A 12,710-nucleotide genomic window follows, 5' to 3' on the forward strand; every position below is an offset into this window, starting at 1 on the left:
ACGGCCGGCGTTCGATCGGGGCCGGCTCCGGCGGCAGCGGCTAGATCTTGCGGCCGGGCTGTTCGGGGGCGTAACGGGCCAGGGTCAGCTGCTCGACCACGCTGATCAGCGTGTAGAGCAGGATCGAGGCCACGGTCACGATGGTCACGCCGGTCCACATCCGGTCGAGTTCGAAGGTCGTGACCGCCGCCAGCATCAGGTAGCCGAGCCCCTTGCCGGTGGCCAGCCATTCCGCGAGCAGGGCGCCGACCAGGGCGAGCGGCGCGGCGACCCGCAGGGCCGCGAAGAGGGCCGGCAGGGCCCCGGGCAGTTGGACGCGGAACAGGGTGGTGAACGGTGAGGCGCCGTACGCGCGCATCAGGTCCAGCGATGAGCGCGGCACCGACCGCAGGGCCAGGGACACGTTGACCAGGACCGGGAAGAACGTGACGATCCCGGCGATGACCGTGACCGCCAGCAGGCCACGCCCGAAGATCAACGCGATGAGCGGGGTCATCGCGACGAGCGGCACCGCGCGCAGGGCCATGGCGATCGGCAGCAGGGTCTGCTCGACGCCGCGCCACAGCGCGAACGCGATCGCCGTGATCAGGGCGGCGACGGCGCCACCGGCCAGGCCCAGGAACGCGTCGACCGCGGTGACTTCGGAGGCTTCGCGGAGCAGGGCGCGTTCGGCGTCGTTGGCCGGGTCGGTGAGGTAGTTCCAGACGTCGAGCGGGCCGCGGGTCAGGAACGGGTCGAGTGCGAAGCCTTTGACCAGCAACTGCCAGACACCGCAGATGATCGCGACCGAGAGCAACGCGCCGCCGACGCCTTTGGCCAGGCGGATCAGCGCCCGCCGGGCGACGTGCCGGTCGAGGCTCGGCGCGGCGGCGGGGACCCGGCCGGCGACGGTGGCCGGGCTGACGGCGCCGGCCGGTGTGGCGGTCATCGGGCGCCGCCCGGGGCCCACGGGGTGAGCAGGCGGCCGACCAGGGCGGTCAGGGCGTAGGCGGCACCGGAGAGGGCGGTCGCGACCAGGGCGATCCCCCAGGTCCGTTCGACCGCGAGGGCCTGCTGTGAGTTGATCATCGCGACTCCCAGTCCGGATTCGGCGCCCAGGTACTCGCCGATGATCGCGCCGAGCATGGCGGCCGGGGCGGCGATCCGCAGCCCGGCGAAGAGGCTGGGCAGGCTCGCCCGCAGGCGGACGCGCCACAGCTGGGTCCACTTGCCACCGCCGTACGCCCGGATCAGGTCGAGGCTGGTGCGGTCGGCGCTGCGCAGCCCGACCAGCGCGCCGACGAGCGTGGTGAAGATGACCGAGATCGCGGCCAGGATCACCTTGGGGGTGTCGTCGCTGAACAGCACGGCCAGCACCGGACCGATCGCGATCACCGGCAGGCAGTAGCTGACCAGGGCGAGCTGCATCAGCGCCTTCTCGACCATCGGGACCTGGACCAGCACCACGGCCAGCACGATCGCGATCGCGTTGCCCCAGAGCCAGCCGAGCCCGGCCTCGCGCAGCGTGGTCTCGACGTTGGGCCAGTAGAAGCCGAACCCGTCGTGCCCGAACTGGCTGAGGATCGCGGTCGGCGGCGGCACCGCGCGGCTGTCGGCGAAGACGGTCCGCCCGAGGACCTCCCAGACGATCAGGAGGACGAGCAGACCGCTCACGCCGAACAGCCACTGCGACGGCTTCCTCATCCGACCGGCTCCGCGACGTCGGCCTCGGCCTCGGCGGTGCCGAACAGCAGGGCGCTCAGCTGGTCCTCCAGCTCGTGGAACCGGGCCGTACGCATCATCTCCGGGGTCCGCGGCCGGGGCAGGTCGATCTCGACCTGGGCCACGATCCGGCCCGGCCGGGCGCTCATCACCGCGACCGTGTCGGCCAGGAACACCGCCTCGGCGATCGAGTGGGTGACCAGCAGCGTGGTCGTGGCCCGCTCGGTCCAGATCCGTTGCAGTTCCAGGTTGAGCCGCTGCCGGGTCATCTCGTCGAGGGCCCCGAACGGCTCGTCCAGCAGCAGGATCCTCGGTTCGACAACCAGCGCGCGGGCGATCGCCACGCGCTGGCGCATGCCGCCGGAGAGCTGGGCCGGGCGGGCCTGTTCGAAGCCCTCCAGGCCGACCAGCTTGATCAGGTCGGCGATCGTCCGGTCGTCGACCTTGACGCCGCTGACCTCCAGCGGCAGCCGGATGTTGGCCTCGACCGAGCGCCAGGGCAGCAGGGCCGCGTCCTGGAAGGCGATGCCGAGGTGGTGGTTGCGCCGGGTGGCCTCGGGCGCCTCGCCGTGCACGAGGGCCTCACCCGAGGTGGGTTGTTCGAGGTCGGCGAGGATACGCAGGATCGTCGACTTGCCGCAGCCGGACGGCCCCAGCAGCGCGACGAACGCGCCCGCCGGGGTGTCCAGGTCGACGTTGTCGAGCGCGGTGACGGCCGACCGGCGGATCGTGAACTGCTTGGTCAGGCCACGCAGCACGATCCCCCGGTCGTCGGCGCCGGTCAGGACCCCGCCTTCAGCGACGGGTTCTCGGTGTACAGCTCCTTGATCAGCGAGAGGTCGAAGAGCTGCTCCTTGGTGATGGTCACCCCGCCGAGCGCGAGCGTCTTGATGGTCTCGTCGACCTTCTCGTCGGTGATCGTGAACAGACCGTTGGTCTTGGTCTCGTCGGTCTGCACGACGGTGTTCTGGGCGGCCGATTCGAGCGTCTGCTCGGCCTCGTCCAGGCCCAGGTCCTTGCCGTACTTGGTGGCGGCCAGGTTGGCGCCGACCTTCGGGTCGGCCAGGGACTCGGTCCAGCCCTTGACGTCGCCGGTGAGCACGGCCTTGAGCTTGTCCCGGTCGGAGGTGAGGCTGGACTTCTTGACCACGTAGACCTCGGAGACCATCGGGTAGCCGTGGTCGTTGAGCAGCATCGCCGCGGTCTCGACGCCCTTGACCTTGAGCAGGTTGGGCTCGTTGGTGAAGAACGAGAACCAGCCGTCGACCTCTTTGGACACCAGCGGGGACGGGTCGAACTGGGCCGGCACCTTGGTGATCTTGCTGGGGTCGATGTTGTTGGCCTTGAGGAACGCGTTCCAGACGGGCTCGTTGGTGGCCTGCACGCCGATCTTCTTGCCGATCATGTCCTGCGGGGTGTTGATCGGGGTGCCGGCCAGGCTGACGATCGCGAACGGGTTCTTCTGGTACTGCGCGCCGATCACCACCAGCTCGGCGCCCTTGAGGATGGCGGCCGCGGTGATGTCCGGCGACGAGATGCCGATCAGCGCCTTGCCGGAGGCGACCACGGCGTCCTGGCTGACGCTCGGGCCGCCGGCCATCAGGTTGACCGAGGTGAACCCGGCGGCCGTGTAGTAGCCCTTGGTGTCGGCGATGTAGGCGCCGGCGAACTCGACGTTCTTCACCCAGGACAGCTGGTAGTTGAGGGCGCCGAAGCTCTTGGCACCGCCGGAGGCGCTGCCGGTCGAGGAGTCGTCATCGCCGCAGGCGGCGAGCAGGGCGGCCGAGACGCCGAGGCCGGCCAGGCCGAAACCGCCACGCAGCAGGGCACGTCGATTTATGTTCGCGGTCACGCGATGCTCACTTTCCCTCAAGGAGGGCCCGAAGCTAACCAGCGCCTGTTTCGTGGCAGTTTCCACGGAACGGCCGGGATGTAGCGCTCTCCACCTGCGTGTTTCGCAAGGTGTCGAATCGGAAGTGAGCGGCGTTCCCGGTCAGCCCGCGTGGCGCCGGAAGAAGCGGGGTGGGCGCACCGGGAGACGACGGCGGCGGGTCGCCGGCAGGATCGGACGGTCCGATGAGGAATGATTACATTCAGTGACCACGATGATACGGGTGTGCAACGGGTCTGCGCTGGCCACGACGATGGTCCCCTTCCGGGCAACGACTCGGGTGTCCACTATGCGTTACAGACGTCGCGCTTGACCCACTACTTGAGGTTCTTTTAAAGATCATCTCAGCGGGCGATAACCCACGGCGTACGCCTAGAAGGGTTTGCGACCGAAGGTCGGCATGTCGGAACGGGTGATCACCGGGTAGAGGCTGGACTGCACCTGCCAGGACGGCGCCGGCTTGGGCATGGCCGAGACGCGGGCCAGCGCCCCGAGCATGTCCTGCAGCGCCTGGTGCAGTTGCGGGTCGGTGACCAGGCCCTGCTCGTCGACCGCGCGCATGTCGAGCGGGATCCGCACGCAGGCGGCCCGCAGCAGGCGCGCGCCGCCGTGCCCGAGGACCGACTCCAGACCGGCCCGGGCGCCCTCGTCCTGCCCCGGCGCGACGACCGACAGCCAGGCGGTGGCCTTGCCGGTCAGCACGCCGCCGTCGATCAGCCACTCCAGCAGGTTCTTCAGGCTGCCGGGGAGCGAGCCTGCGTACTCCGGCGTGCTGAACAGCACCGCGTCCGCCTCGGCGACCCGGCGGCGGAGATCGTTCACCGGTTCCGGCGGCGCCGGGTCGCCCGGCACGAACGCCGGCAGGTCGCGCAGCCCGGTGTAGAGCGTGGCGTCGACCTCCGGCGGGGCGAACCGGCTGGCGGTGCGCAGGGCAGCGGTGTGCAGGGATCCGTCGCGAGTGCTGCCCGGGATCAGCAGGACGCAGGTCATGGCCGAGACGATACGGCGTCGGTGCTTCCGGCCCGTTCACAGCGAACTGTCAGATCTTTGGCGGACAGCCGGTGCGTCCGCACGAACGTGTACTCGGTGAAGCTTGCGCATCGTGAAGCGCCGCCCGTACCGCGTACCGATGATCGTCCTGATCCTGCTCACCGCCTCGTGTTCCGCACCACCGCCGAAACCCGAGCCGCGGCCGACGCCCAAGCCCTCGCCGTCGCCGACCCGGGCGCTGCCGGCCGCCCGGATCCGGGTCGACCAGGTCGGCTGGATCACCGGGGAGAGCAAGATCGCGCTGCTCATGACCCCGTCCGACGCGGCCGGCGCGAAGGCCACGGTGATCGACGACCACGGGAGGACGGTGCTCACGCTGGCCGCCGGGCCCAGCCGGGGCGACTGGAACACGCGCTATCGCGCGATCAACCCCCTGGACCTCACGGCCCTGCGGACTCCGGGCACCTATCGCGTACGGATGAACGACCGCGTCACCGCCGAGTCCCCGGCGTTCCGCATCGACGCCGCCGGCCGGCTCTACGGCCCCCTGGTGGCCGACACGGTTCAGTACTTCCAGGCCCATCGGGACGGCCCGGACCAGGTCGGCGGGGCCTGGCAGCGGACGGCCGCGCACGCCGACGACCGGTCGGCCACCGTCTACCTCACCCCGGACGACGACGACAGCGCGCTGACCGCGACCGACACCCGGGTCGACGTCGAGGGCGGCTGGTACGACGCCGGCGACTACCTCAAGTTCACCCACACCACCGCCTACGCCCTGATCGTCATGCAGCTCGTGGCCCGGGACGGCCCGGCCCCGGCGACCCTGACCGCGGAGATCCGGCACGGGCTGGACTGGCTGACCAAGATGTACCACGACGGCGTGCTCTACACCCAGGTCGGCGTGGGCGGCAACGACGCCTACCTGGGCGATCACGACGCCTGGCGGCTGCCGCAGGCTGACGACGGGCTGGACGTGCAGCCGGGTGACCGGCGTTACTACCAGCGCTACAGGCCGGTGTTTCGGGCCGCCGCCCCGGGCGAGCCGATCAGCCCGAACCTGGCCGGGCGGGTGTCGGCCGCGTTCGCCCTGGCCGCCCAGCTGGACGCGCACACCGACCCGGCCCGGGCCCGGTCCTACCTGGACACCGCGGCCCAGCTGTTCGCGCGGGCCGGCACCGGCGCGGGCGGAGGTCTGGTCACCACCGTGCCGCGCGACTTCTACCCGGAGGAGAGCTTCGACGACGACCTGACGCTGGGCGCGGCCGAACTCGCCCTGGCCGGGAAGGCGCTCGGCGACAAGCGGGTGACGGCGTGGACCGGCCAGGCGAAGCGCTGGGCCGGCGAGACCGCGGGCGGCGACGACGGCCTGACCGTGTACGACGTCGACGCGCTGGCCGACGCCGAGCTGTACCGGCTGGCGCCGGCGACCGCGCTCGCGGCCGACCTGCGGTCCCGCCTCGACAAGGCGGTCAAGGCGGCGTCGGCCGACCCGATGGGCGCGACGGCCGGCGCCGGCGGGTCGGACTACGCGGCCCGGCAGCTGGGCTGGGCGGCGACGGCCGCCCTGTACCGGCGGATGACCGGCGACGACCGGTACGCGGCGTTCGCCACGGCCCAGCGCTCGGTCGCGCTCGGCGCCAACGGCTGGGGGCTGTCGATGGTGATCGGCGCCGGCGACGACTATCCGAAGTGCCCGCACGACCAGATCGGGACCCTGACCCGTACGTCGCTGACCGGCGCCGTGGTCAACGGGCCGAACACGGCCGGCCGGGTCGAGTCGCTGGAGGAGGAGACGCCGGACTCGCTCTGCTCGGACGGGTCGTACGAGGAGTTCGACCGGGACGACGCGCAGTACGTCGACGACATGCGGGTCTCGGCCACCAACGAGCCGGCCCTGGACTTCACCGCGACCGGGATGCTGGCCTTCGCGTTGGCCGCGGCCGGCTGATCTCGTAGCAGCGCGTAGCCGTTTCGCCGAAAAATGACGTGCCACAGTGGCCTGATCGGTGAACTGATTACCGAACGTAGGCGTATCCCGGAGTGAGTCACGCCGGGGCGGCCGGCTGGTGACCACGATCGGGAGTGTGATCCGCAATGGCGCAATCAGAGGTCACCGTGGAGATCGACGGGCGGGGCGAGCCGGCCCGCCCGGTCGATTACACCGCGGCGATGTGCGGCGAGACCATGGCCGGCGCGGCCTGGCTGGCCCGCCACGACGCCGAGTGCGACGACTACTGCAGCCGGGTGGCGCTGGTCTGCCTCAACCCGCTGGACCGCGTCCTCATCACGGGATGACCCCAAGCAAGAAGGGCCCCGGATCCGGGGCCCTTCAAGGTGTTGTGCGCCGCGTAGGACTTGAACCTACAACCCGCGGATTAAGAGTCCGCTGCTCTGCCAGTTGAGCTAGCGGCGCCGGCCAACGAGGAAGAACGTTAGCACACCCGCGGGGTGCCGCTTACCGGGTGGGTCAGGCCCGGGAGCGGGGCAGACAGCACTTCTTGTACTTGGCGCCGGAGGCGCACCAGCAGGCCCCGTTCCGCTGCGGGGGCCACTCGGTGAGCTCGCCCCCGTCGGCCCGGTCGGCCGCGTAGTCGGCCTGGGCCTCCCGGTCGCCCGGGTCCACCCCTGCCTCGGCCGCGTAGGCGAGCAGGCCCGCCATCGACCCCGGGATCAGCGCGATCCGGGTCACCCCGGTCGACGACCAGGCGGCCAGGGTCCGCTCCACGTTCGTCCGGTGGTCCAGCCAGTCCAGCCCGTAGATGTCGGCCCGCTCGGGCCAACGCTGCAGCACCTGGGCCAGCTCCGCCTCAGGCCAGTAGAGCAGCGCCTGACCGCTCTCGACCGGCTCGTCCTCGTCGAGCGCGTCCTCCATCTCGTGGAAGAGGCCGTCCAGCTCGTCGTGCGGGAACTCCATGGACTCGCGGATCCGGTGGCGCTCGGTGAGCACCGCGAAGAGCAGGTCGAGCACGCCGAGGTCGTCGGAGTCGTCCTCGGGGCCGAATTGGTTCTCCTCGACGATGGTGCGCGCGGCCACGGACAGCCACTCCTCGGCGACGGCGCCCAGACCGCAGGCGTCGAGCGCCTCACCGACGTACGCCGGAGCATGTGGATCTTGCAAAAGCTCAGGCCGCAGCGCGTCGAAGAGCTCGCGCCCCTCCTTCTCGCGTCCGGATTTGACCAGGAGCTCGGCGTAGCCGGCGCGGGCCAGGCCGTCCTCGCCCGGCACCTCGGTCGCCCGCCGCGCGTAGCCGAGCGCGCCCGGCAGATCGCCGGCCCGCTCGGTGATCTCGGCGGCCAGGATGAACGCGTGCGCGGCAGTCTCGTCGTCCTCGACCGGACCGCGCTCGACGGCGGCGATCAGCTCGGCGACGACCGGCGTCGGATCGTCGAGGGCGGCGGCCCGGTAGGCGATGGCGTCGAAGTCGTCGACGGTGAGGGGAGTCTCAGAAGGCACGCGCCAGCGTAGCGCGCGCAGAAACGACAAAGGCCGCGACACCGAGTGGTGTCGCGGCCTTCGTGTTGGTGCGTCGCGTAGGACTTGAACCTACAACCCGCGGATTAAGAGTCCGCTGCTCTGCCAGTTGAGCTAGCGACGCCTGGCAACGGAGAAAACCGTAGCACGGCCTCGGAAGATCCTCGAAATCGCCTGCGTACCTCCTTAAGGGGGACCCGGGATTTGCTTTCGTGCGCAAGGATGGCTGCGCCGAGAACTCCAGAACGGGGCCCGACGATGGTTGACTTCCGCCGCAGTGTGGCGATAGTGCTCGCGCTCGCGGTGGCCGTGCCGCTCGCCGCCTGCAGCAACGACAAGAAGCCGGCCTTCACCGACCCGGCCGAGGCCGCCAGCGCCGCGCCGGCCACCTCGGCGCTCCCGGAGAGCACGACCGCCGCTCTCCCGGCCACCCTGTCGATCACCCCGGCCGCCGGTAAGAAGGACGTGCCGGTCAGCACCGAGATCGGCCTCAAGGTCAGCAACGGCAAGGTGACCTCGGTCAAGCTCACCGATGCCAAGGGCAAGGCGGTCGCCGGCAAGCTCCGCGACGACAACTCGTCCTGGGTGCCCGGCACGACGCTGGCGACCAAGCAGGCCTACACCGCCGAGGTGACCGCGACCGCCGACAACGGCACGACCACGACGTCGAAGACGACCTTCACGACGATGGGCGCCCCCGGCAAGCGGACCGGCACCGGGCTCTACCTCTTCGACGGCCAGACGTACGGCGTGGCCATGCCCGTCGTCGTCGAGTTCACCCCGGGCGTCAAGAAGGCCGACCGCGCCGCCGTGCAGAAGCGGATGTTCGTCGAGACCAGCCCGTCGCAGCCGGGCACCTGGTCGTGGACGTCGAGCGGCACGCAGGCCTACTACCGCGCCCCGGAGTACTGGCAGACCGGCACCACGATCAAGGTGCGGATCGCCGTCGGCGGCCTGCCCATCGGCAACGGCTTCTACGGCGACCGGGACCGCTCGGCCACCTCCAAGATCGGGCGCAAGTTCGAGATGAAGGTCGACAACGCCACCAAGAAGATGACGGTGACGCAGGACGGCAAGACGGTCCGGACGATGCCGGTGAGCCTGGGCAAGAAGAGCACGCCGTCGTCGAGCGGCACGATGGTCGTCATGGAGAAGATGGCCTCGACCGTCTTCGACACCACGGACACCGACGGCGCGAGCGGCTACCGCACCACGATCCAGTACGCGCAGCGGCTCACCTGGAGCGGGCAGTACATCCACTCCGCCCCGTGGTCGACCGGCGCCCAGGGCCGCACGAACGTGTCCCACGGATGTGTCAACGTGTCCCCGTCGAACGCGAGCTGGTTGTTCGACAAGACCCTGATCGGCGACCCGGTCACGGTGAAGGGCACCGGGGACGAGCTGGACTACGGCAACGGCTGGACGCCATGGGACGTGAGCTGGAAGAAGTTCGCCGAGGGCAGCGCGCTGCCGGTGCCGGCCGACCTCGGCTGAGACATTCGGTACATCCCGGGTCAGTGTTCGCCAGGACACACCGATAGGCATGGTGTGGCGTTCGCGGCACGAATCCGGGATTGGTCAACTGGTGTTTTCGGAGCAGTATTGGTCGCCGGGGAGAGACGACGCCGTGAGGGGACCATGGAGATGAATGGAGTTCGGTCGGCCGGGCTGAGTCAGCCGGCCGGGAACGGTCGACGCCGGGTGCGGGCCGCGCTTGTCGCGCTGCTCGCGGGCAGTCTGCTGTTCACGGCCGCGTGCAGCAGCAGCACCAGCAAGTCACCGAGCTGGCAGGGCGGCGGGAGCAACGGTGCCGCGGGCACCGCCGAGTCCGGCGCTCCATCGCCCACGCCGACGCTCAGCACCGTCGCCGTGACCTCGCCCAAGGCGGCGGCCACCGACGTCGAGGCCTGGTCCGACGTCAAGTACACGAGCGAGGACCCGGAGAACACCACCGTCAAGGTGACCAACGCCGCCGGTGAAGAGGTCAAGGGCACCGTCGACAAGGACGAGAACGTCTGGCACCCGGGCGAGTCGATGGACTGGGGCTCGAAGTACACGGTGACCGTCAGCACCCCGGCCGTCGACGGCAAGGGCAACGAGACCACGAGCGACTTCACCGTGATGAAGAAGCCGGCGAACCTGGTGCGCGTCACCAGCTTCCTCGGTGACGGGAACGTCGTCGGTGTCGGCATGCCGCTGATCATGAAGTTCGGCCGCGCCATCCCGGCCAAGTACCGGGCGACCGTCGAGCGCAACATGGTCGTCACCGCCACCCCCGCGCAGGAGGGCACCTGGGGCTGGATCAGCCCGACCGAGGTGCACTACCGGCCGAAGGTGTACTGGAAGGCCGGCACCAAGATCGACTACAAGGTGCAGCTCAAGGGCGTCAAGCTGGACGACGGGTGGTATGGCAAGTCCGACCTCACCGTCGACCTCAAGATCGGCCGCTCGCTGATCATGACGGTGTCCAACAAGACCAAGAAGATGACCGTCACCGAGAACGGCAAGGTCATCAAGACGCTCCCGGTCAGCCTGGGCAAGCCGTCCACGCCGTCCTCCAGCGGGACGATGGTGGTGATCGAGAAGAAGGAGCACACCGTCTTCGACACCACCGACACCGACCCCAAGGGCGGCTACAAGACCAACATCGACTTCGCCCAGCGGATCACCTGGAGCGGCCAGTTCATCCACGCCGCGCCGTGGTCCGAGGGCCAGCAGGGCAAGTACAACGTCTCGCACGGCTGCGTCAACGTCTCCGAGGCGATGGGTGCCTGGCTCTTCAAGCAGACGATGATGGGCGACGTGATCACGGTCTCCGGCACCGAGGAGAAGCTGAAGAACGGCAACGGCTGGACCGACTGGAACATGAGCTACGACGCGTTCAAGCAGACCAGCGCACTCTGACGGTCGTCTCACCCCCGCTCGGCGCGGGCTCGGTCCTTCGGGACCGGGTCCGCGCTTTTTTCTTTCCCGTACGGGGTCAGCTCGGCTGGACGCCGCCGGGCGGGGTGGTGGCCAGGGAGCGGACGAACCGGCGCGACCGTTCGTGCGTGTCGGTGTAGCCCAGGTTCTCGTAGAAACGGTGCGCCGAGAGCCGCTGCCGGTTGCTGGTCACCTCCATGAACAGGCAGCCGGCCGAGCGCGCCCGGTCCTCGGCGGCGGTCATCAGCGCCCGCCCGACCCCGCGCTTGCGGCTCTCGGCGTCCACCACCAGCGCCACCAGCCGCGCGAACTTGCCGGTCACCTCGATGATCGGCGTCACGTGCAGGGCCGCGACCCCGGCCAGCACGCCGTCGTCGTCAGCGCCGAGCAGGTGACTCGCCGGGTCGTCGAGCCAGTAGCCGAGCCGGTGCCGGACGTCCTTCTCGCTCGACGGGTAGCCGAGTTGCTGGAGCAGGACCGCCAGCCGGGGCGCGTCACCCTGGTGGATCGGGCGGATGTGCATGCCCAGGACGTTACGACCGCGGCGGCACAGCGTCCCCGGAACGCGGCGCGACGGTGTAACTGAACGAGATGACCAGGTCGATCACGAGGACCACGGTCCACGGGGCCATCACCGACCAGAGCGGGGCAGCCTGCTCGAAACCGCCGGCCAGCGCGGTGAAGGCGAGGAGCAGGGCGGCGGCCACGACGTAGGTCAGCAGGTGCCAGAGCCACTGCCGCCGCTCGTGGGCGGCGTGCGCGCGACCGGTCCGCGGCGGCCGGACGGGCGCCGGGCCACCGGCGAACCGATGCGCGAACCGGACGTCGGCCCACCGCATCAGCGAGTGCCCGGAGACGACGGTGACCGCGAGATAGACGGCCGCCAGCCCGTGCGCGAAGCCGGCCTCTCCCCCGCGGCGCAGGTCGATCGCGGCCGACGCGAGCAGCACGACGTCGAGCAGCGGCGCCCCGAGCAGCAGGATCGCGCCGATGCGGCGGCGGCCCAGCGGATATCGGGTCACCAGCCCGGCCAGCAGGAAGACCCAGAAGCCGATCTCGCACGCGACGATGAGCCCGATCATGAGCCGCCCCCTTTTTTTCACACGGTCGTGTTTTCTTGTTTATAACACGACCGTGCGATGATGAACCGGTGCCGAAGATCGTCGATCATGATCAGCGCCGCCGCGAACTGGCCGGAGCCGTCCAGCGGGTGATCGCCCGCGACGGGGTCGCCGACGTGTCCATCCGGACCGTGGCCGCCGAGTCGGGCTGGTCCACGGGCGCGCTGCGGCACTACTTCGCCACCCGCGACGAGCTGCTGGCCTTCGCCTGCGAGCAGGTGATCGCCCAGGTCACGGACCGGATCGTGGACATGCCGACGGACGGGCCGGTGCACGAGGTGGCCCGGCGGATCCTGCTCGAGACGATGCCCGTCGACGCCGAGCGGCACACCGAGGCCGCGATCGCGTTCGGATTCCTCGCGCTCGGGCTCGGCGATCCGGCGCTCGCCCGGGTGCAGAGACTGCACTTCCAGAGCATGTTCGATTTATGCGTACGGGTGGTGGCCGCGCTCGCACCGGACGCCGACGAGCCCGAGCGGCGCACCCGGGCGCGGCGGCTGCACGCGGTGGTCGACGGTCTGACCGTGCACGTGCTGGCCGGGCACCTGACCGCGGACGAGATGGTCACCGAGTTGGACGCGTTCCTGACCCGGGGCGGCCTAAGTTGAAC

13 protein-coding genes and 2 tRNA genes are annotated in these 12,710 nt (G+C 70.1%); 5 read left to right on the forward strand and 10 right to left on the reverse strand.

What is annotated here, in order from left to right; all coding sequences use genetic code 11:
- Window positions 1-40 precede the first annotated feature (40 nt).
- From ACSHV8_RS35630 to ACSHV8_RS35650, 5 genes are all read right to left on the reverse strand, one after another.
- Window positions 41-928, reverse strand: a complete 888-nt coding sequence (locus ACSHV8_RS35630) for an ABC transporter permease (RefSeq protein ID WP_436523108.1) — start codon at window positions 926-928, stop codon at window positions 41-43.
- Window positions 925-1,683: an ABC transporter permease gene (locus ACSHV8_RS35635; RefSeq protein ID WP_436523110.1), complete on the reverse strand. Its 759-nt coding sequence runs from the start codon at window positions 1,681-1,683 to the stop codon at window positions 925-927. Before ACSHV8_RS35635 ends, ACSHV8_RS35630 begins: the two co-directional genes overlap by 4 nt.
- Complete coding sequence (locus ACSHV8_RS35640; RefSeq protein ID WP_436523112.1) at window positions 1,680-2,459, reverse strand: ABC transporter ATP-binding protein; 780 nt, start codon at window positions 2,457-2,459, stop codon at window positions 1,680-1,682. Before ACSHV8_RS35640 ends, ACSHV8_RS35635 begins: the two co-directional genes overlap by 4 nt.
- A gap of 23 nt (window positions 2,460-2,482) precedes the next feature.
- On the reverse strand, window positions 2,483-3,553 hold the full coding sequence (locus ACSHV8_RS35645; protein WP_436523114.1) for an ABC transporter substrate-binding protein: 1,071 nt from the start codon (window positions 3,551-3,553) through the stop codon (window positions 2,483-2,485).
- A gap of 411 nt (window positions 3,554-3,964) precedes the next feature.
- The gene (locus ACSHV8_RS35650; RefSeq protein WP_436523116.1) at window positions 3,965-4,582 is read right to left on the reverse strand and encodes an NADPH-dependent FMN reductase; all 618 of its coding nucleotides are present in this window, start codon (window positions 4,580-4,582) and stop codon (window positions 3,965-3,967) included.
- A gap of 139 nt (window positions 4,583-4,721) precedes the next feature.
- On the opposite strand from ACSHV8_RS35650, the gene ACSHV8_RS35655 reads away from it, so the two are divergent.
- A complete protein-coding gene (locus ACSHV8_RS35655) occupies window positions 4,722-6,533 on the forward strand; it encodes a glycoside hydrolase family 9 protein (protein WP_436523118.1) in 1,812 nt (603 codons plus the stop codon).
- 146 nt (window positions 6,534-6,679) lie between these two features.
- Window positions 6,680-6,880: a hypothetical protein gene (locus tag ACSHV8_RS35660; protein ID WP_436523120.1), complete on the forward strand. Its 201-nt coding sequence runs from the start codon at window positions 6,680-6,682 to the stop codon at window positions 6,878-6,880.
- A gap of 45 nt (window positions 6,881-6,925) precedes the next feature.
- Here ACSHV8_RS35660 and ACSHV8_RS35665 read toward each other — a convergent pair.
- From ACSHV8_RS35665 to ACSHV8_RS35675, 3 genes are all read right to left on the reverse strand, one after another.
- Window positions 6,926-6,998, reverse strand: a tRNA-Lys gene (locus tag ACSHV8_RS35665).
- Window positions 6,999-7,052: 54 nt separating this feature from the next.
- Entirely contained in the window at window positions 7,053-8,039 is a 987-nt protein-coding gene (locus ACSHV8_RS35670; protein WP_436523122.1) for an SEC-C metal-binding domain-containing protein, read from the reverse strand.
- Between the two features lie 66 nt (window positions 8,040-8,105).
- Window positions 8,106-8,181 (reverse strand) — tRNA-Lys (locus tag ACSHV8_RS35675).
- Window positions 8,182-8,315: 134 nt separating this feature from the next.
- Here ACSHV8_RS35675 and ACSHV8_RS35680 point away from each other — a divergent pair.
- Both ACSHV8_RS35680 and ACSHV8_RS35685 read left to right on the forward strand, forming a co-directional pair.
- Window positions 8,316-9,551, forward strand: coding sequence for an Ig-like domain-containing protein (locus tag ACSHV8_RS35680; protein ID WP_436523124.1), 1,236 nt, complete (start codon window positions 8,316-8,318; stop codon window positions 9,549-9,551).
- Window positions 9,552-9,701: 150 nt separating this feature from the next.
- Complete coding sequence (locus tag ACSHV8_RS35685) at window positions 9,702-10,961, forward strand: Ig-like domain-containing protein (RefSeq protein WP_436523126.1); 1,260 nt, start codon at window positions 9,702-9,704, stop codon at window positions 10,959-10,961.
- 76 nt (window positions 10,962-11,037) lie between these two features.
- On the opposite strand, the gene ACSHV8_RS35690 is transcribed toward ACSHV8_RS35685, so the two are convergent.
- Entirely contained in the window at window positions 11,038-11,502 is a 465-nt protein-coding gene (locus ACSHV8_RS35690; protein WP_436523128.1) for a GNAT family N-acetyltransferase, read from the reverse strand.
- 10 nt (window positions 11,503-11,512) lie between these two features.
- Entirely contained in the window at window positions 11,513-12,061 is a 549-nt protein-coding gene (locus ACSHV8_RS35695; protein ID WP_436523130.1) for a hypothetical protein, read from the reverse strand.
- A gap of 68 nt (window positions 12,062-12,129) precedes the next feature.
- Between ACSHV8_RS35695 and ACSHV8_RS35700 the strand changes: the two genes are divergently transcribed.
- Entirely contained in the window at window positions 12,130-12,708 is a 579-nt protein-coding gene (locus ACSHV8_RS35700) for a TetR/AcrR family transcriptional regulator (protein WP_436523132.1), read from the forward strand.
- Window positions 12,709-12,710: the final 2 nt, after the last annotated feature.

The sequence above is a fragment of the Actinoplanes sp. HUAS TT8 genome, from assembly GCF_051380535.1.
Lineage (GTDB): Bacteria > Actinomycetota > Actinomycetes > Mycobacteriales > Micromonosporaceae > Actinoplanes.